Annotated in this window: 14 protein-coding genes and 1 tRNA gene; 9 read left to right on the forward strand and 6 right to left on the reverse strand. The window is 73.5% G+C overall.

Annotated elements, in window-relative coordinates; translation table 11 throughout:
* Window positions 1-34 precede the first annotated feature (34 nt).
* Both ACWGJO_RS36945 and ACWGJO_RS36950 read right to left on the reverse strand, forming a co-directional pair.
* On the reverse strand, window positions 35-1,417 hold the full coding sequence (locus ACWGJO_RS36945; protein WP_452190049.1) for an ABC1 kinase family protein: 1,383 nt from the start codon (window positions 1,415-1,417) through the stop codon (window positions 35-37).
* Window positions 1,418-1,644: 227 nt separating this feature from the next.
* Window positions 1,645-2,733, reverse strand: a complete 1,089-nt coding sequence (locus ACWGJO_RS36950; RefSeq protein ID WP_452190050.1) for a ThiF family adenylyltransferase — start codon at window positions 2,731-2,733, stop codon at window positions 1,645-1,647.
* A gap of 255 nt (window positions 2,734-2,988) precedes the next feature.
* Between ACWGJO_RS36950 and ACWGJO_RS36955 the strand changes: the two genes are divergently transcribed.
* A complete protein-coding gene (locus tag ACWGJO_RS36955) occupies window positions 2,989-3,726 on the forward strand; it encodes a M48 metallopeptidase family protein (protein WP_452190051.1) in 738 nt (245 codons plus the stop codon).
* Window positions 3,727-3,846: 120 nt separating this feature from the next.
* Here the strand turns inward: ACWGJO_RS36955 and ACWGJO_RS36960 are convergent, their stop codons facing one another.
* Window positions 3,847-4,449: an NUDIX hydrolase gene (locus ACWGJO_RS36960; RefSeq protein WP_452190052.1), complete on the reverse strand. Its 603-nt coding sequence runs from the start codon at window positions 4,447-4,449 to the stop codon at window positions 3,847-3,849.
* A complete protein-coding gene (locus ACWGJO_RS36965) occupies window positions 4,446-5,966 on the reverse strand; it encodes a zinc-dependent metalloprotease (RefSeq protein ID WP_452190053.1) in 1,521 nt (506 codons plus the stop codon). Before ACWGJO_RS36965 ends, ACWGJO_RS36960 begins: the two co-directional genes overlap by 4 nt.
* 199 nt (window positions 5,967-6,165) lie before the next feature.
* Between ACWGJO_RS36965 and ACWGJO_RS36970 the strand changes: the two genes are divergently transcribed.
* The 4 genes from ACWGJO_RS36970 to ACWGJO_RS36985 all read left to right on the forward strand — a co-directional run bounded on the left by ACWGJO_RS36970 (window position 6,166) and on the right by ACWGJO_RS36985 (window position 9,457).
* Window positions 6,166-7,314: an NAD-dependent epimerase/dehydratase family protein gene (locus tag ACWGJO_RS36970; RefSeq protein WP_452190054.1), complete on the forward strand. Its 1,149-nt coding sequence runs from the start codon at window positions 6,166-6,168 to the stop codon at window positions 7,312-7,314.
* A 146-nt stretch (window positions 7,315-7,460) separates the two neighbouring features.
* Window positions 7,461-7,901 carry a molybdenum cofactor biosynthesis protein MoaE gene (locus ACWGJO_RS36975; protein ID WP_452190055.1) on the forward strand — a complete coding sequence of 147 codons (441 nt, stop codon included), beginning with the start codon at window positions 7,461-7,463 and terminating at the stop codon, window positions 7,899-7,901.
* A gap of 212 nt (window positions 7,902-8,113) precedes the next feature.
* Window positions 8,114-8,305: a hypothetical protein gene (locus ACWGJO_RS36980; RefSeq protein WP_359908400.1), complete on the forward strand. Its 192-nt coding sequence runs from the start codon at window positions 8,114-8,116 to the stop codon at window positions 8,303-8,305.
* A gap of 42 nt (window positions 8,306-8,347) precedes the next feature.
* Window positions 8,348-9,457, forward strand: coding sequence for a YlbL family protein (locus ACWGJO_RS36985; RefSeq protein ID WP_452190056.1), 1,110 nt, complete (start codon window positions 8,348-8,350; stop codon window positions 9,455-9,457).
* A gap of 62 nt (window positions 9,458-9,519) precedes the next feature.
* Here the strand turns inward: ACWGJO_RS36985 and ACWGJO_RS36990 are convergent, their stop codons facing one another.
* Window positions 9,520-10,092, reverse strand: coding sequence for a PPA1309 family protein (locus tag ACWGJO_RS36990; protein ID WP_359908408.1), 573 nt, complete (start codon window positions 10,090-10,092; stop codon window positions 9,520-9,522).
* A gap of 251 nt (window positions 10,093-10,343) precedes the next feature.
* On the opposite strand from ACWGJO_RS36990, the gene ACWGJO_RS36995 reads away from it, so the two are divergent.
* The 3 genes from ACWGJO_RS36995 (at window position 10,344) to ACWGJO_RS37005 (ending at window position 15,794) form a co-directional block, all read left to right on the forward strand.
* Window positions 10,344-13,301 carry a UPF0182 family membrane protein gene (locus ACWGJO_RS36995; protein WP_452190057.1) on the forward strand — a complete coding sequence of 986 codons (2,958 nt, stop codon included), beginning with the start codon at window positions 10,344-10,346 and terminating at the stop codon, window positions 13,299-13,301.
* Window positions 13,302-13,365: 64 nt separating this feature from the next.
* Window positions 13,366-13,439: transfer RNA gene (locus ACWGJO_RS37000), tRNA-Met, on the forward strand.
* Window positions 13,440-13,817: 378 nt separating this feature from the next.
* Window positions 13,818-15,794, forward strand: coding sequence for a sel1 repeat family protein (locus ACWGJO_RS37005; RefSeq protein ID WP_452190058.1), 1,977 nt, complete (start codon window positions 13,818-13,820; stop codon window positions 15,792-15,794).
* Between the two features lie 108 nt (window positions 15,795-15,902).
* On the opposite strand, the gene ACWGJO_RS37010 is transcribed toward ACWGJO_RS37005, so the two are convergent.
* Window positions 15,903-16,316, reverse strand: coding sequence for a Fur family transcriptional regulator (locus ACWGJO_RS37010; RefSeq protein ID WP_452190059.1), 414 nt, complete (start codon window positions 16,314-16,316; stop codon window positions 15,903-15,905).
* Between the two features lie 104 nt (window positions 16,317-16,420).
* Between ACWGJO_RS37010 and ACWGJO_RS37015 the strand changes: the two genes are divergently transcribed.
* Window positions 16,421-17,896 (forward strand): catalase, encoded by a 1,476-nt coding sequence (locus ACWGJO_RS37015; protein ID WP_452190060.1) that lies wholly within the window; start codon window positions 16,421-16,423, stop codon window positions 17,894-17,896.
* Window positions 17,897-17,940: the final 44 nt, after the last annotated feature.

The following is a 17,940-nucleotide window of genomic DNA, read 5'->3' on the forward strand; positions in this document are numbered from 1 at the left end:
GGAGCGGCCTGCGGCCGTTGTCGCGGTGCCCGGGTCAGTCCTCGCGGACCCGGGCGGGCTCGGCGGGCTCCGCCGGCCCCGCCGACGGGTGCCCGGCGAACTCGGGCAGCCACGCCAGCATCTCGGCGCGGAACGGCGCCTTGGCGCCCAGCTGGCAGAGCACCCCAATGGTGCTCAGCGTCACCCGGTGGATCAGCAGGTACGCGGGCGGCAGGTTCAGCTGCTTGCCCAGGTTGTAGGCGGGCGAGCGCGGATCGGCGATCCGGGCCGCCTGGGAGCGCATCCAGGTCCGGGTGAAGTGGAAGTTCTCCACCGCGGCCGGCTCGATGATCGGCAGCAGGTAGTCCAGCACCGCGTCCGGATCCAGCCGGATCGAGGGCTTCACGAAGCCCTCCTCGCGCAGCATCCGGAGCACCCCGGCCGCGTCCCCGGCCAATGCCATCCGCAGCGAGGCCCCGATCGGCGCGGGCAGCCCGCCGGGCAGCCGGTCCACGGTGCCGAAGTCCAGCACGCCCAGCCGCCAGCCCGACACCGGGCCGTCGTCCTTCAGCAGCCGGAAGTTGCCCGGGTGCGGGTCCGCGTGCAGCAGCCCCGTCCGGGACGGGCCCGCGAACAGGAACCGGGCCAGCAGCTGCCCGGCGCGGTCGCGCTCCTCCTGGGTGCCGCCCGCGATCACCTCGGCCAGCGGGGTGCCGCCCATCCACTCGGTGACCAGCACCTGGTCGGCCTGGGCCACCACGCCCGGCACCACGATGTCCGGGTCGTCCGTGAACTCCTCGGCGTGCCGGCGCTGGGCCTGCGCCTCCAGCTCGTAGTCCAGCTCCTCCGAGACGCGCTCGCGCAGCTCGGTGATCAGCGGCTTGATGTCCAGCCCGGGGATCAGCGGCCCCAGCAGCCAGGCCACCCGGCTCAGCTGCGAGAGGTCCGCGAGCAGGGCGTCGCCCGCGCCCGGGTACTGCACCTTGACGGCGACCGTGCGGCCGTCGTGCCAGACCGCCTTGTGCACCTGACCGATCGAGGCGGCGGCCGAGGGCCGGTCGTCGAACTCCCGGAACAGCTCGCGCCAGGAGTCGCCGAGCCGCTGGGCGAGCGCGGTGTGCACCTTGGCGGCGGGCATCGGGGGAGCGGCGTCCTGGAGCTTGGTGAGCGCCGCCCGGTACGGCCCGGCCACCTCCTCCGGCAGCGCGGCCTCGAAGACGGACAGCACCTGCCCGAACTTCATCGCCCCGCCCTTGAGTTCGCCGAGGACCTTGAACAGCTGGTCCGCGGTGGCCTGTTGGAGCTCGGCGGTGACGACTTCGGCGGAGCGGCCGCCGATCCGCCTGCCCAGGCCGAGCGTGGCGCGGCCGGCTATCCCCAGCGGCAGGGCGGCGAGCCGTGCCGTGCGGGTCATTGCCTTGCGCGGAAGATCGCTCACCCCGGGCCTCCATTCCCCGGCCCCCCGGTTCCGGGCGGCCGACCATCTCTACGCCATTGTGCCCGCTCCCTGCTGCGTGCCCCTCGGAATTCCGTGGGGCGGGGCCGGGAGTGCCCTCGCTTTGCGGGGAGTTGGGTGGCTTGGTCCGGTGGGGGCCGGTGGTTCCGCGCCGGAAGTCGGCTCGGCCGACGCCCCGCGCGGGGCCGGACGGCTTCCTCCGGGGCTCCTCACCCCGGCGGCAGCGGCTGCCACAGGCAGCCGCAGTCGGGGTGCCCGCGCAGCCGCAGGCGCCTCGGCATGCCGTCCCCGGCCGAGACCTCGCACCAGCCGTCCACGCTCGGCGGCCGGCCGCCGCCCAGGAACACCTGGACGTGCAGCGCCGCCAGCCCGGCGACCGCCGTCGCCAGCGCCGTGTCGCAGGCCGGGGTCCGGGCCCGTCCGGGGCCTCCGTCGGCGAGCTGGGCCAGGACCCGCGGCCAGGCGGCGTCCTCGTCCTCCCGGCGCAGCACCAGGCAGTGCCCGCAGGCGGACACCCCGGGGATCACCAGCGGTCCGACGACGCCGAACTCCTCGACCACGCCCACGTAGAGGTGCGGCACCCCGGCCCGCAGCAGCAGTCGGGCCTCGTACGTCCCGCCGGCGAAGGCGGCGCTGCCGTCCCGCGGCGCGAGGACCACGAAGTCCGGTGGCGGCTCCCCGGTGCGGCGCCGGGGCAGGGGCGCCGGCGGCCGGCCGGTGGCCCGCTGCACCGCCTCCCGGGCCGCCGTCGAGCGCAGCCGTCCGACATCCCCGGGCGGCAGCCCGGCGGGGGAGCAGTCCTCCGGTTTCACCCGGCCGCGGTCCGCGACCGTGACCGTGCCGGTGCCGCCCGCCGCGAGCACCGCCGCCACGGCGGTGCCGACCCGGCCCGCGCCGCGCACCTCGATCCGCGCGTCGGCCCGGCGGCCGAGGACCGCCGGTGCGGCGCCCGGCCCGGAGTGGACCAGGGAGAGCGAGGCGAGGTCGGGACCGAGCAGGTCCCGCTGCTGCGGGGGGAAGCGGGCCAGGGCGCGGCGGTCGGCCTCCGCGTCGTCCAGCAGGCCGGTCTCCTCCAGGCCGGTGAGCAGGGTGTCGGCCGGTTCGCGGCCGAGCCCGATGCGTTCGCCCTCGGTCAGGAGCTCCGGTCGCTCCCGTGTCCCGTCGAGCAGCGCGAGGAAGTCGCAGAGGGTCTTGTCGGCGTTGCCGAGCACCCCGGCGAAGCGGGTGACGGTGCCGAACTGCAGGGTCTGCGGGTCCCGCCAGCTGCGGGACAGCGCGGGTTTGAGGGCGAGGCGCACGACGATCTCCCTTCCGATCGTTTCCGGACGGCCGACCGCAGCTTGCCCCATCGCGCCGACATCGTGCGGACGGTTGTCCACAGGGCCGCGCGCATGATCGCACCATCCGTTCGCGCTCCCTGTGGACAACTGTCCATCCCCTCCGGCGTCGGTTTCCGGACACCCGCCGTCGACTTTTCGTTCCCGATCACTCCATGAAAGATTCCGGCCACGGCAGCGGACTTCTGTCCGTGGTACCGGGTAACGTCGTGTGCCATGGCAGCCGAGCGGGACTCCCATCCACCGGCGTCGCGTCGGCGTGCCCGCGCAGCGTCCGGGTCGCAGGTCGCGGCGCCGAACACACGCGGGCGCCCCGACCAGCGGCAGCAGCCGAGGCCGGCTCCACCGCAGCCGCCGCCGTCCGGCGCGGCGGCCCCCGAGGCGCACGACCGCGGCCGGGTCGAGGTGCGCCGCAGCGCCCGCCGCAGCCGTACGGTCTCCGCCTACCGCGAGGGCGACCGCACCGTGGTGCTGATCCCGGCCCGGATGTCGCACGCCGAGGAGCAGCGCTGGGTCGCGCAGATGCTGGAGAAGCTCGCCGCCCAGGAGTCCCGGCGGACCCCCGGTGACGAGGCCCTGATGACCCGGGCCCGCGAGCTGTCGGGCGCCTACCTGGACGGTCGCGCCCGGCCCAGCCAGGTCCGCTGGGTCACCAACCAGAATTCCCGCTGGGGCTCCTGCACCCCCAGCGAGGGGACGATCCGCCTCTCCCACCGGCTCCAGGGCATGCCGGAGTACGTGCTGGACTACGTGCTGCTGCACGAGCTGGCGCACCTGCTGGTGCCGGACCACGGCCCGGCGTTCTGGGCCCTGCTGGAGTCCTACCCGCGGACCGAGCGGGCCCGCGGCTACCTGGAGGGCGTGGTCTCCGCCGCCCGGCTGCCGCACATCCCCGGTGCGCGGCACGCGGCCCCGGATCCGTCCGGGCCGGACCCGGACTCCTCCTGCGGCTGAGGCCGCGGCGGCGCGGGCGGGGAGGGTGCGCACCCGGCCGGAGCCCGGTCGGTCCGACCGGAGGAACGACCGGAGGAGGCGCGGGCCAATAGGCTCCGCGCCCCCTTCCGATGTCGCACCTCAGCCGGTCAGCTGCCGTGCCCGGGCCACCAGGTCGCGCACCGAGTGGTCGGTGAGCTCCGGCAGCCGGTCGTAGTCGAACCAGCGCAGGTCCAGCGACTCCTCGCTGATCAGCGCCTGCGCGCCGGCCGGGGCCAGCGCGATGTACTGGACGTCCAGGTGGGTGTTCTCCGGCCGGTCCTTGCCGGTGCAGCGGACCAGGTGCCGGTCCAGCTTGGCCGGCACCGGGGCGCCGTCGCTCTCCAGCAGCACCAGGTCGGGGATGCCGGACTCCTCGACGGCCTCGCGCAGCGCGGCCGAGGCGAGGTCGCGGTCGCCGGGCTCGCAGTGCCCGCCCATCTGGAGCCACATGCCGACCTTGGGGTGCAGGGTGAGCAGCACCCGCCCGGCGGCCGGGTCGACGACCGCCGCGCTCGCGGTGATGTGCGCGGGCAGGCAGGAGCGGTACAGGCCCTCGGGCTGCTCGGCCAGGTGCTCCAGGTAGTCCAGCCGCAGCTGCTCCTGGTCCTCGTCGGCGGGCCGCCACCCGGTCAGCGCGCGGACGGCGTCCGCGTGCAGTCCGGTGCCGGGCGTCCCGGTGGCGGGCGTCTCGGTCGCCGTCATGCGGTGGGCTCGCCCTTTCCGTCGGTGCCGTCCTCGTCGGTCCCCGGCCGCTCGTCCTTCTTGGTGAGGTCGGGCTTGCCGGCCGCGGCGTCGCCGAGCAGCTTGTCGAAGGCGTCGAAGTCGATGCCGCCCTCCAGGTCGTCGGCGGAGCCCCGGTGCACGAAGGCGTCCGGGTCGTCCAGGTCGGCGGCGGTGGGCAGCATGTCCGGGTGCTCCCAGAGCGCGTCGCGGCCCTCGATGCCGCGGGCGTCGGCGAGCAGCGCCCAGAGCCGGGAGGCGTCGCGCAGCCGGCGCGGACGCAGCTCCAGGCCGACCAGGGTGGCGAAGGTCTGCTCGGCGGGCCCGCCGGCCGCGCGGCGGCGGCGGACGGTCTCGCGCAGCGCGCCGGCCTGCGGCAGGTGCGGCTCGGCGGCGGCGTGCACGACGGCGTCGACCCAGCCCTCGACCAGCGCGAGCGCGGTCTCCAGGCGGGCGAGCGCGGCCTTCTGCTCCGGGGTGTCCTCGGGCTGGAGCAGGCCGCCGGCCAGCGCCTCCTGCAGCGCCTCCGGGTTGCTCGGGTCGAGCTGACCGACCAGCTCCTCCATCCGGGAGGTGTCGACCTTGATGCCGCGCGCGTAGGCCTCGACAGCGCCCAGCAGGTGGGCCCGCAGCCACGGCACGTGGGCGAAGAGCCGCTGGTGGGCGGCTTCGCGCAGGGCGAGGTAGAGCCGGACCTCGTCGGCGGGCACGCTCAGGCCCTCGCCGAACTCGGCGACATTCTGCGGCAGCAGCGCGGCCTTGCCGGCCGGGGCGAGCGGCAGGCCGACGTCGGAGGAGCCGACCACCTCGCCGGCGAGCGCGCCGAGCGCCTGGCCGATCTGGGTGCCGAACATGGCGCCGCCCATCGAGCGCATCACGCCCATCAGCGGGCCGGCCATGGCCTGCATCTCCTCGGGCAGCACGCCGCCCATGGCGTTGCCGACCCGCTCGGCGACCGGGTCCACCAGGTCCTTCCAGACCGGGAGGGTGGCCTCGATCCACTCGGCGCGGCTCCAGGCGACGGCGGTGCCGGCCCCGGAGGGGAAATCGGTGGAGCCGTCGAGCCACAGGTCGGCCAGGCGGACGGCCTCGGCGACGGCGGAGCGCTCGGCCGCGCTGACCGAGCGGTCCTTGCTCTTGCCCTCGGCGGGCTCGGCGACCACGGTCTGGCGGGCGATGTTCGTGGCGAGGTCCCAGTTCACCGGGCCGCCCTCGAACGAGAGCATCTGGCCGAGCTGCTGGAAGGCGGCGCCGAGGTCACCCGGGTTCATGCCGCCGAACATCGCGGCGAAGGGGTTGTCGGCTCCGGCGCCGCCCGGGGCGCCGGGCATGCCGAACATCGCGCCGAAGGGGTTGCCGCCGCCGAAGCCGAAGGGCTGCGGACCGCCGCCGGACTGCTCCGGGTCCTTCTTCTCGTTCTTCTGCGCGTCGTCGGGCTTGGCCTTGCCGTCCTCGGGCTCCTCGGGCGGAACGCCGAATCCGAAGGGAAGGTCGCTCACGGGGTCCTCGATCCGGTCGGCCGTCATGCGGGTGTGGCGGAAAAGTCTGCGCCCGGGGCGGCGGCGGAGTGGGGGACTCGGGGGCGGCTCCCGCGCGGCAGGCCCGCGCCGGGTGCACCGCCGGGCCTTCGCCTCGGGCAGGATGGACGTACGTGACACACGTCCGTACGCACATAAAGCTAACCGTGGAGGATGGCCGGTGAGTTCCCCGCCCTCGGACGTTCGCTCTGGGCTGACCGGAGGAGAGGACGCGTCGGACACCACGGCGTCGCCGTCTCCAGCCTACGGCGGACGGCCGGTGACCGTGGCGGTCACCGGCGCCGCGGGGGTGCTGGGCGAGCGGGTCGCCGCCCGGCTGGTGGCCTCCCCGCACGTCCGGAAGGTCCTCGCCGTGGACGACCGGCGAGGGGAGGTGCCGGGCGTGCAGTGGCGGGTGCTCGACGTCCGCGACCCGGCGGTGGCCGAGCGGCTGGCCGGGGTCGACGTGGTGGTGCACCTGGCGATGGACTTCGGCATGGAGTCCGACGCCCGGGCCCGCAGCGCCTACAACGTGCGCGGCGCCCAGACGGTGCTGACCGCGGCCGCGGCCGCCGGCGTCCACCGGGTGGTGCTGTGCACCTCGGCGATGGTCTACGGCGCGCTGGCCGACAACGAGGTGCCGCTGGCGGAGGACTCCGAGCTGCGGGCCACCGAGGAGGCCTCGCTGGTCGGGGACCTGCTGGAGATCGAGCGGCTGGCCCGCCGGGCGCCGCGCGCCCACCCGGGCCTCCAGGTGACGGTGCTGCGCCCGGCCGTGGTGGTGGGCCCAGGCGTGGACACCGTGCTGACCCGGCACTTCGAGGCGCCCCGGCTGCTGGTGGTGGCGGGCTCCCGCCCGTGCTGGCAGTTCTGCCACGTGGACGACCTGGCGGCGGCGCTGGAGTACGCGGTGCTGGGCCTGGTCGAGGGCGAGGTGACGGTCGGCTGCGACGGCTGGCTGGAGCAGGAGGACGTGGAGCGGCTGTCCGGGATCCGGCGGATGGAGCTGCCGGCCTCGCTGGCGCTCGGTACGGCGGCGCGGCTGCACCGGCTCGGTCTGACCCCGGCCCCGGCCGGGGACCTGGCGTACACGATGTACCCGTGGGTGGTGTCCGGGAGCCGGCTGCACGAGGCGGGCTGGCGTCCGGCGCACACCAACGAGCAGGTGCTGGCCGAGCTGCTGGAGCAGGTGTCCGGCAAGCACGCGGTGGCCGGTCGCCGGCTGGGCGGCAAGGAGGCGGCGACCAGTCTGGGGGCGGCCGGGGCGACGGTGGCGCTGGTGGGTACGGCGGCGCTGGTGCGCCGGGCCCGCAAGCGGCGGCGGTTCTGACCGGTCGGCCCAGGTCGGCCGGTTCCGTCCTGCCGTAATCGGGGGGCGGGCGCTCGGCGGCACGCGCTTCTCACGATGCGAAATTCCGGCGTCGTGATGCGGAAAGTACTTGCCCCGTCCCGTCCCGCATGGGGAATCATGGGGGCATGTCCGAGAACCACGACCCCATCCGCCTGCTCGCCATCCGCGACACCCCGCTCTCGCTGGACGAGGTGTACGAGGCGGTCGGCGACGACGCGGCCGGCGGCACCACCGTCTTCGTCGGGACGGTCCGGGACCACGACGGCGGCAAGTCGGTCTCCGCGCTGGAGTACAGCTGCCACCCCACCGCCGAGCAGGAGATGCGCCGGATCGCCGAGAAGGTGGCCGCCGACTTCCCGGTCCTGGCGCTCGCCGCGGTCCACCGGGTGGGCCGGCTGGAGATCACGGACAAGGCCGTGATCGTCGCCGTCTCCTGCGCCCACCGCGGCGAGGCCTTCGCGGCCGCCCGTCGGCTGATCGACGACCTCAAGCACGAGGTGCCGATCTGGAAGCACCAGGTCTTCTCCGACGGCGGGGAGGAGTGGGTCGGCGCCGGCGGCTGCTGAGAGCGGGACCGGTGCGACGGAACCGATCTGCACACCTCGTGCGTCGGTCGGGTCAGGCGCGCCGAGATCTCACTCCAACGGGTCCGTGACGGCGCTCCGAATACTCCCTGGAAGTGAGCCGATCGGCCGTCCCGTGACCCGGATGGCGCCGGCCGCGTTGTCCGCCGGAGTGGTTAATCTGCTCATAGACACGACGAGCTGGGAGTACTGACATGGGTGCGCTCGCCTGGTTGATCATTCCGGTGGTCGCGGTCCTGGTCGCCGCCCTCTGGGCGGTGTGGGCCCAGCGGGCGCCGCGGGCCACCGGGGACCCGGCCTCACTGGCCGAGCACCGGCGTTTCATGGCCGCCATGGAACGCACCACCGCGGGCGCGGCCGCCCCCGGCGAGGGCTCCGGCAGGTAGCCCGGCGGGCACCGCTTCGGGCGCGTCCCGTACTGTCGTGGCATGCCACGCCGCTCCGCGACGATGCTCGCTGCCACCCTGCTGCTCATAGCGCTGCTCTGCGTCTCGGTGCTGATGAAGGTGCCGTACACGGAGATGAGCCCGGGGCCGACGTACAACACGCTCGGCAACCAGGGCGGCAAGCCGGTGATCAGCATCAGCGGGCACGACTCCTACCCGACGAGCGGTCACCTCAACATGACCACCGTCCAGGTCACCGGGGCCAAGTACGAGCCCAGCCTGGTCAACGCGGTGGTGGGCTGGCTGCGGGACGACGTGCTGGTGGTGCCGCACGACAACGTCTACCCCAAGGGGCAGTCGGACGCGGAGGCCAAGAAGCAGAACGCCGAGGAGTTCGCCTCCTCCGAGGACAGCGCGCGCACCGCGGCGCTCAAGCAGTTGGGCATCCCGGTGGGCAGCGAGTTCATCGTGAAGTCGGTCACCGCGGGCGCCCCGGCCGAGGGCCGGCTGCACGCGGGCGACCAGATCGTGGCGGTGGACGGCACGCCGGTCGGCTCGGTCGAGCAGGTGGTCGCGGCCGTCACCAAGCACAAGCCGGGCGAGTCGGTGGTCTTCACCGTCGTGCCGCGGGTCAAGGACGCGAACGGCGCCGCCACGCAGGGCGGGAAGACCGACGTCACCGTCCCGACCGTCCGGGCCAAGGACCTCGACCCGAACGCCTCCGCCGAGCGGGCGGAGCTCGCGGTGGTGGGCATCGGCACCGGGATGCGGCACACCTACCCGTTCCAGATCGACATCGGCCTGCAGGACGTGGGCGGTCCGAGCGCCGGCCTGATGTTCTCGCTCGGCATCATCGACAAGCTCACCCCCGGCGGCGACCTCACCGGCGGCAAGTTCGTGGCCGGCACCGGGACCATCGACGACGACGGCAAGGTCGGCCCGATCGGCGGCATCTCGATGAAGCTGATCGCCGCCCGGGACGCCGGGGCCGAGTACTTCTTCACCCCGTCCTCGAACTGCGCCGAGGCGACCAAGAACGTGCCGTCCGGGCTGACCCTGATCAAGGCGGACACGCTGGACGGCGCGCTGAAGTCGCTGGAGCAGGTCCGCTCCGGGCAGGCCTCCGCGCTGCCGTCCTGCTCCGCCGGCTGACAGGCCCGGCCGGCCGCCCGGCGGGTGCCGGGCGGCCGTCGGGAGAGCCGGCGGGGAAGGCGTCAGGCGAAGGTCGCCAGCAGTGCCTCGGTCAGGCCCGGCACGAGGTCGGGGCCGGTCAGCACCTCGCGGGCGACGTCCTTGGAACGCAGCCGCAGGGCGATCTCCTTCTTGCCGCCGCGCAGCACCGCGGCGGTGATCCGCACCTCCTCGCGCTTGGGGTGGTTGGCCACCCACTCGGCGAGCTGGGCGTCGCTGGCGCCCCGCGGGCGGGACTGCTCGGCGCCCGGGGGCAGCATCATGCGCTCGACGACCAGGGCGCAGCCGGCCACCGAGTCGGGCCAGGCGATGGTGCCGAGGAACTTGTCGAGCTCCATGCCGGCCGGCAGCTCGTCCTGCTCGATCGGGGTCAGGCCGGCCTCGTCGCCCTCGGCGAGGCCGAGCTGCTTGGCGATCTTCGGGTTGGCCTTGCGCAGGGCGGCGCTGTCCACCAGGGCGAACAGCCGGGCCGGGAGGTCCCAGCCGAGGGTGGATGCGTACTCGTCGATCTCCAGCGCGGCCCGGGTCAGCGGGGTGGCGGCCGGGAGCTTGGAGACGTCGTCGGGGGAGTTGTTCAGATCAGACGCGTCGGACATGACTCAATCCTCACACGCCGGGCGGGGCCCGCTCGCCGGGCGGTCCGCCGCGGGAGCCGTCGGCAGGGGCGCCGCGACGACCGCCCGCGGGGCCGCCCGGAGGACCGCGGGAGCCGCGGCCGGGACGGCCGGGGGCGGACCGGCGTCGTAACCGTCTGCTAACGGTGGGAACTCGACCAAAGCCTGGTTAAGTTTCTCTGACGACCGACCCATTCAGACGACACAGCCGAGGTGCCACCGTGGTCTTCCAGATGCCCGAACGCTCAGAGCCGGGTTTCCGGCGCAGGGTAGGCCCGCCCTCCCGGCGAGCGCGGGTGGCCCTGCTGACCCTGGGCGTGCTCGCGGTGCTGTTCCTGCTGTTCGTCATGTTCGCGGGCTTCTGGACGGACTGGCTGTGGTTCAAGTCGGTCCACTTCTCCTCGGTGTTCACCACCCAGCTGTGGACGAAGACCGGCCTGTTCGCGGTGTTCGGGCTGCTGATGGCGGTGATCGTCGGCTTCAACATCTGGCTGGCGCACCGGCTGCGGCCGCCGCTGTCGGCGATGTCGGTGGAGCAGCAGAGCCTGGACCGCTACCGGTCCGGCCTGGCGCCGTTCAAGCGCTGGGCGCTGATCGGCATCTCGCTGGTGATCGGCCTGGTGGCCGGCGCCGCCGCCTCCGGGCAGTGGCGGACCTGGCTGATGTGGACGAACTCGACCTCCTTCGGTGAGAAGGACTCGCAGTTCGGCATGGACGTCTCGTTCTACGCCTTCGACCTGCCGTTCTACGAGTTCGTGCTGGGCTTCGCGTTCAGCGCGGTGATCGTCTCGCTGCTGACCTCGGCGCTGGTGCACTACCTGTACGGCGGGCTGCGGCTGCAGGGCCCGGGCCGCCGGGCGAGCGTGGGCGCGCAGGGGCACCTGGCGGTGCTGCTGGGCGTGTTCGTGCTGCTGAAGGCCGTCGCGTACTGGCTGGACCGGTACGCGCTGGCGGTGAAGACCGGCTCGTACAAGGGCGTCTCGGGCTGGACCGGCCTGCGCTACGTGGACGCCAACGCGTTCCTGCCGGCCAAGACCATCCTGTTCTTCGTCGCGATCATCTGCGCGGTGCTGTTCTTCCTGACCCCGATCCGCCGCACCTGGGCCCCGGCCCTGATCGGCCTGGGGCTGATGGTGCTGTCGGCGGTGCTGATCGGCGGGCTGTACCCGGCGATCGTGCAGCAGTTCCAGGTCAAGCCGAACGAGCAGGCCAAGGAGACGCCGTACATCCAGAAGAACATCGACGCCACCCGCCAGGCGTACGGCATCGCGGACGCGCAGACCACCCAGTACACCCCGCAGGGCACCACCAACGCCGACGCGCTCAAGCCGGACGCGCAGACCGTCGCGGACATCCGGCTGCTGGACCCGAACGTGGTCTCGCCGACGTTCCAGTCGCTGGAGCAGCAGCGCAACTACTACGCCTTCCCGAACACGCTGGACGTGGACCGCTACGGCACCGGGCAGGGCAAGCAGGACAGCGTGATCGGCCTGCGCGAGCTCGACCTCAACGGCGTGCAGCGCAACTGGATCAACGACCACTTCAAGTACACCCACGGCTACGGCGCGGTGGCCGCCAAGGGCAACCAGGTCGACGACAAGGGCCAGCCGGTGTTCACCGAGTCGGGCCTGCCGGCCACCGGCACGCTGGGCGACTACCAGCAGCGGATCTACTACGGCGAGAAGACCACCACCTACTCGATCGTCGGCGGCGCCAACAAGGAGATCGACTACACCGATCCCAAGACCGGCCAGAACGCCGAGTACACCTACTCCGGCGGCAGCGGGGTCTCGCTGGACAACCCGCTGACCCGGGCCGCGTACGCGGTGCGCTTCAGCGAGCCGCAGATCCTCTACGCGGGGGCGATCACCGACGGCGCCAAGGTGATCTACAACCGGACGCCCAAGGAGCGGGTGGAGAAGGTCGCGCCGTGGCTGTCGATCGACGCCGACCCGTACCCGGTGGTGCAGGACGGCCGGGTGCTCTGGGTGCTGGACGGCTACACCACCTCGGACGGCTTCCCGTTCTCCTCGAAGACGACGCTGGGCGCCGCCACCAAGGACTCGCTGACCAACCAGCGCGGTGAGCTGCTGACCGTCGCCAACCAGGTCAACTACATCCGCAACTCGGTCAAGGCCACGGTGGACGCCTACACCGGCGAGGTGAAGCTCTACCAGTGGGACGACAAGGACCCGGTCCTGAAGACCTGGATGAAGGCCTTCCCCGGCACCGTCGAGCCCAAGGCGGACATCCCGCAGGGCCTGCTGCCGCACCTGCGCTACCCGCAGGACATGTTCAAGGTGCAGCGCGACCTGCTCGGCCAGTACCACGTCACCGACGCCAACTCCTTCTTCAACGGCAGTGACATCTGGCAGGTCCCGGTGGACCCGACCAGCGACACCAAGCAGGTCCAGCCGCCGTACTACGTGACGGTGCGGATGCCGGACACCAGCACCGCGAGCTTCTCGCTCACCAGCACCTTCGTGCCCAACCAGCGGCCCAACCTGGCGGCCTTCATGGCCGTCAACGCGGACCCGGGGGACGACTACGGGAAGATCCGCATCCTGAAGATGACGGGCGAGAGCGGCGCCCCCGGCCCCGGCCTGGTGCAGTCGAAGTTCAACTCCCGGCAGGAGGTGGCCAACCAGATCTTCGCGCTGAAGAGCGGCGGGGACGCCGAGCTGGAGTACGGCAACCTGCTGACCCTGCCGGTCGGCGGCGGACTGCTCAACATCGAGCCGGTGTACGTGCGCGGACGCGGCGCCAAGTACCCGACGATGCAGAAGGTCCTGGCGGTGTACGGGGACGACAACGTGGCGTTCGAGGACACCCTGGAGGCCGCGCTGAAGAAGGTGTTCGGCGGGACGCCCCCGTCGACCACCCCGACCGTGCCGGCCAACCCGGGCACCGGGACGACCCCGACCAACCCGACGACGCCCACCGCGCCGGCGCCGGGCGGGACGATCTCGCCGGAGCTCCAGAAGGCGCTCTCGGACGCGGGGAAGGCGTACAACGACAGCCAGACCGCGTTCAAGAACGGCGACTGGGTGGCCTACGGCAACGCCCAGAAGGCGCTCGGCGACGCGCTGAAGGCCGCCGAGGCGGCCCGCGGCGGCAGCCCGGCGCCCGCCCCGGGCGGCACTCCCGCCCCGGGTGCCACCGGCGGCGGATCGCCCAGCCCGCAGCCGTAGCCCGCTGAGCTGCGGCAACCGTTTTCCGTTCCACCCCGCGACCGTGCTATGGTTCAACCACCGACGCGGGGTGGAGCAGCTCGGTAGCTCGCTGGGCTCATAACCCAGAGGTCGCAGGTTCAAATCCTGTCCCCGCTACAAAGGCCAGAGGCCCGGAGGATTCTTCCTCCGGGCCTCTGGTGTTTCCTGCTCCGTTCCCGCTCCGTTCTCGCCCGGAAGCGGCGGGAACCGCTCCGGTAGTATCGACCGTCGCCAAGGACGACGGCAGCGGGGTTTGTGGGGTTGGAGTGTCGGGAAATCGACAAAGCGCCGAAGCAATTTCGTCGGCTTCGGGTCAGCCCCGCCGGAATTCGGCCGGGGCAGGTGTACGCGGGTACTGGGTGATGCGACGATGGGACACATGGGGGACGGTGCACGGCCGCTGACCGGCCGTCGGGTCCGGCGCCTCCCCCGGGAGTCCTCCCGGTCGCACGCCGGGGCACGATGCCGCGACACTCTGGGGGAGCGGGAGTCGGCATGAGGCTGATCGGCAAGTCAGGCGCCAAGTCCGCGGCGGCCGTCGAGGCGGACACCGACGCCTGGGCGGAGAGCCCCGAGAGCACCGCCGCCCACCCCGGAGCCCTGCCCGCCCAGCGCACCAGCGGACTGTCCGAGCGTTCCCCGGCCCCCGGCTACGGGCCCGACAGCCTGGTCCACGTGTCGACCCGTCAGTTCGCCGCCGCCGTCGGCGCGTACGGCGAACAGCCCGGCGGGGAGCCGGCCGCCGGCGCCGCGCTCGACCCGGCCGGCCTCGACTCGACCAGCTTCGAGACCGCCCTCGCCGCCCGCGAGTCCGCCGCGCTGGAGGCCCGCCACCGGCAGGCCGCCGACGGCGGCGACCCGGACGCCGCCTGCCGGCTCGGCACCCTGCTGCTGCGCCGCGGCGAACTGGAGGACGCCGAGTCCTACCTGCGCGCCGCCGCGGCCGCCGGGGTGCGCGCCGCCGCCAACAACCTCGGCGTGCTGCTGCACCAGCAGGGCCACCGCGCCGAGGCCGGCCAGTGGTGGCGCCAGGCCGCCGTGGCCGGCAGCGCGCCGGCCGCGCACGCGCTCGGGCTGCAACTGCGCGACCAGGGCGAGGAGGAGGCCGCCGAGTACTGGCTGCACTTCGCCGCCGACCACGGCCACCCGCTGGGCGCGTACGCCCTGGGCGACCTGATGGAGCACCGGCGGGACGTGCGCGCCGAGCGCTGGTTCAAGGTCTCCGCCGACGCCGGGCACCGGGAGGCCTCCTACCGGCTGGCCCGGATGCGCGAGGCCGCCGGGGACAAGGAGACCGCCGAGACCTGGTACCGCACCGCCGCCGCCCGCAGCCACGCCCGCGCCGCGCTGCGCCTGGGCGTGCTGCTGGAGGAGCGCGCCCGCACCGACCAGTCGCTGCTGGAGGAGGCGGCCCGCTGGTACCGGCAGGCAGCGCAGAACGGGGAGCCGCGCGCGGCCTGCGCGCTGGGCTTCCTGCTGCGCGACTCCGGGGACGTGGCGGCCGCCGCCGAGTGGTGGCAGGAGGCCGCCGAGGCCGGGGACGGCAACGCCGCCAACGCCCTGGGCGCGCTGCACGCGAGCCGCGGCGAGGCCGCCGCGGCCGAGCGCTGGTACCGCGCCGCACTCGACGCGGGCGACCAGAACGGCGCCTTCAACCTGGGCCTGCTCTGCGCCGGCACCGGCCGCGAGCAGCAGGCCGAGCAGTGGTACCGCCGGGCCGCGTACGCCGGGCACCGGGAGGCCTGCAACGCGCTGGCCGTGGTGCTGCTGCAGCGCGGCGACGAGTCCGGCGCCCAGCCCTGGTTCTCCAAGGCGGCCGAGGCCGGCAGCGTGGACGGCGCGTTCAACCTCGGCGTGCTGCACGCCGGGCGCGGCGAGCAGCAGCAGGCCCAGGAGTGGTACGCGCGCGCCGCGGCCGAGGGGCACGGCGAGGCGGCCCTGCAGCTCGCGGTCGTCCAGGAGCAGCGCGGCAACCTGGCCGGGGCGCTGCAGCGCTACCGGCAGGCGGCGGCCGGAGGCTCGGCCGAGGGCGCGTTCCGGCTGGCCTCGCTGCTGGACCGGCGCGGGGACGCGGACGCCGAGGCCGAGCACTGGTACGCGCTGGCCGCCGACGCCGGGCACCGCCGGGCGCAGGTGCGGATGGGCGTGCGGGCGGCCGAGCGCGGGGCGCTGGAGATCGCGGAGAGCTGGTACCGGCGGGCCGCCGAGGCGGGCAGCCGCAGTGCCGCGTTCAACCTGGGGCTGCTGCTGGCCCGGCAGGACAGCGAGGCCGAGGCGATGCTCTGGTACACCCGGGCCGCCGACGCCGGGCACGGCCGGGCGGCGCTGCGGCTGGCGCTGCTGGCACTGCGCCGCGGGGAGCCGATGCAGGCGGAGAACTGGTGCCGGCGGGCGATCGGCTCCGGTCCGGCCGAGGTGGCCGAACGGGCCGGGCGGCTGCTGGGCGCGCTGAACGCCGAGTTGAGCGCGTAGCCTCCCGATTCGAGCGGCCCCCGATCCGCTTGTCCCGCCGATCCGGTTGGCCCCCGATCCGTTTGTCCCGCCGGTCGGCGCAACTCCCTGATCAGTGCAACTTCTTGATCAGGGGCGGCAGTTCGGGCACAGGCCGCGGTAGGTGACCTCGGCGGCGGTGACGGCGAAGCCGAAGCGCTCGGCGGCGGGGAGGGCGGCGAGCGGGTCGCCCTGTGGGTGGACGTCGCGAATGGCGCCGCAGCCCGAGCAGATCAGGTGCTGGTGGGCGCGGTGCGCGTTGGGGTCGTAGCGCTTGGCGCGGCCGTCGGCGGCGACCTCCAGGACCTCGCCGAGGGCGACGAGTTCGCCGAGCGTGTTGTAGACGGTGGCGCGGCTGATCTCCGGCAGCCGGGCCGCCGCGCGGGCGTGCACGTCGTCGGCGGTGAGGTGCACGTGGTCGCCGTCCAGGACCTCGGCCACGACCCGGCGTTGCGAGGTCAGCCGCCAGCCCCGTGCGCGCAGTCTCTCCAGCAGGTCGCTCATGCCATCCAGAGTAGGTCAAGCTCCGGGATTGGTTCCAGTATTGACTTGGACAAAGTCCAAGTTAGGATCGTGTCATCACGACCGGACACCGCGGAGGCACTCCCATGACGATCCAGGACGAGCAGCGCCCGACCCTGACCACGGAGGCGGGTGCCCCCGTCGCCGACAACCAGAACACCGAGACGGCGGGCGTCGGGGGCCCGGCGCTCATCCAGGACCAGCTGCTGTTCGAGAAGCTCGCGCACTTCAACCGCGAGCGAATCCCGGAGCGCGTGGTGCACGCCCGCGGCGCCGGCGCGTACGGCACCTTCACCGTGACCGCCGACGTGACGCCCTGGACCCGGGCGGCGTTCCTCTCCGAGGTCGGCAAGCAGACCGAGACGTTCCTGCGCTTCTCCACGGTGGCGGGCAACCTCGGCGCGGCCGACGCGGTGCGCGACCCCCGCGGCTTCGCGCTGAAGTTCTACACCGAGGAGGGCAACTACGACCTCGTCGGCAACAACACCCCGGTGTTCTTCATCAAGGACGCCCTCAAGTTCCCCGACTTCATCCACACCCAGAAGCGCGACCCGTACACCGGCTCCCAGGAGGCGGACAACGTCTGGGACTTCTGGGGCCTGTCGCCCGAGGCCACCCACCAGGTGACCTGGCTGTTCGGCGACCGCGGCATCCCCGCCTCGTACCGGCACATGAACGGCTACGGCTCGCACACCTACCAGTGGCAGAACGAGGCCGGCGAGCACTTCTGGGTCAAGTACCACTTCAAGACCGACCAGGGCATCCGCAACCTCGCCCAGGCCGAGGCCAACACCCTCGCCGGCGAGGACCCGGACAGCCACCAGCGCGACCTGCGCGAGTCGATCGAGCGCGGCGAGTTCCCCAGCTGGACGGTTCAGGTCCAGATCATGCCGGCGGCCGACGCGGCGAACTACCGCTTCAACCCCTTCGACCTGACCAAGGTCTGGCCGCACGCCGACTACCCGCCGATCGAGATCGGGAAGCTGGAACTCAACCGCAACCCCGACAACGTCTTCGCCGAGGTCGAGCAGTCGGTGTTCTCCCCGGCGCACTTCGTGCCCGGCATCGGCCCGTCCCCGGACAAGATGCTCCAGGGCCGCCTGTTCGCGTACGCCGACGCCCACCGCTACCGGGTCGGCATCAACGCCGACCACCTGCCGGTGAACCGTCCGCACGCCACCGAGGCCCGCACCAACAGCCGCGACGGCCACCTGTACGACGGCCGCCACGGCCGGCAGAAGAACTACGAGCCGAACAGCTTCGGCGGCCCGGTGCAGACCGGCCGTCCGCTGTGGGCCGCGACCGCCGTCGACGGCCCCACCGGCACCCACGCCGCGCCCTCGCACGCCGAGGACGACGACTTCGTGCAGGCCGGCGACCTGTACCGGCTGTTCTCCGAGGAGGAGAAGCAGCGCCTGATCGGCAACCTGGCGGGCTTCATCGCCAAGGTCTCCGCCGACCGCGAGGACATCGTGGAGCGGGCGGTCGACAACTTCCGCAAGGCCGACGCCGACTTCGGGCAGCGGCTGGACGAGGCGGTCCGGGAGCTGCGCAAGCGGTAGTCACCGGACCGGTAACGGCGGCGGCCCCCCGACCAGCTCCCACT

The organism is Kitasatospora sp. NPDC054795 (assembly GCF_053611565.1).

What these genes read in the sequence shown, in the direction of transcription:
- ACWGJO_RS36980 (WP_359908400.1), top strand. Translation starts at nt 8,114, where the DNA reads ATGGGTGCGCTCGCCTGGTTGATCATTCCGGTGGTCGCGGTCCTGGTC.
- ACWGJO_RS36955 (WP_452190051.1), top strand. Translation starts at nt 2,989, where the DNA reads ATGGCAGCCGAGCGGGACTCCCATCCACCGGCGTCGCGTCGGCGTGCC.
- ACWGJO_RS36975 (WP_452190055.1), top strand. Translation starts at nt 7,461, where the DNA reads ATGTCCGAGAACCACGACCCCATCCGCCTGCTCGCCATCCGCGACACC.
- ACWGJO_RS36960 (WP_452190052.1), bottom strand. Translation starts at nt 4,449, where the DNA reads ATGACGGCGACCGAGACGCCCGCCACCGGGACGCCCGGCACCGGACTG.
- ACWGJO_RS36995 (WP_452190057.1), top strand. Translation starts at nt 10,344, where the DNA reads ATGCCCGAACGCTCAGAGCCGGGTTTCCGGCGCAGGGTAGGCCCGCCC.
- ACWGJO_RS37010 (WP_452190059.1), bottom strand. Translation starts at nt 16,316, where the DNA reads ATGAGCGACCTGCTGGAGAGACTGCGCGCACGGGGCTGGCGGCTGACC.
- ACWGJO_RS37005 (WP_452190058.1), top strand. Translation starts at nt 13,818, where the DNA reads ATGAGGCTGATCGGCAAGTCAGGCGCCAAGTCCGCGGCGGCCGTCGAG.
- ACWGJO_RS36985 (WP_452190056.1), top strand. Translation starts at nt 8,348, where the DNA reads ATGCCACGCCGCTCCGCGACGATGCTCGCTGCCACCCTGCTGCTCATA.
- ACWGJO_RS37015 (WP_452190060.1), top strand. Translation starts at nt 16,421, where the DNA reads ATGACGATCCAGGACGAGCAGCGCCCGACCCTGACCACGGAGGCGGGT.
- ACWGJO_RS36990 (WP_359908408.1), bottom strand. Translation starts at nt 10,092, where the DNA reads ATGTCCGACGCGTCTGATCTGAACAACTCCCCCGACGACGTCTCCAAG.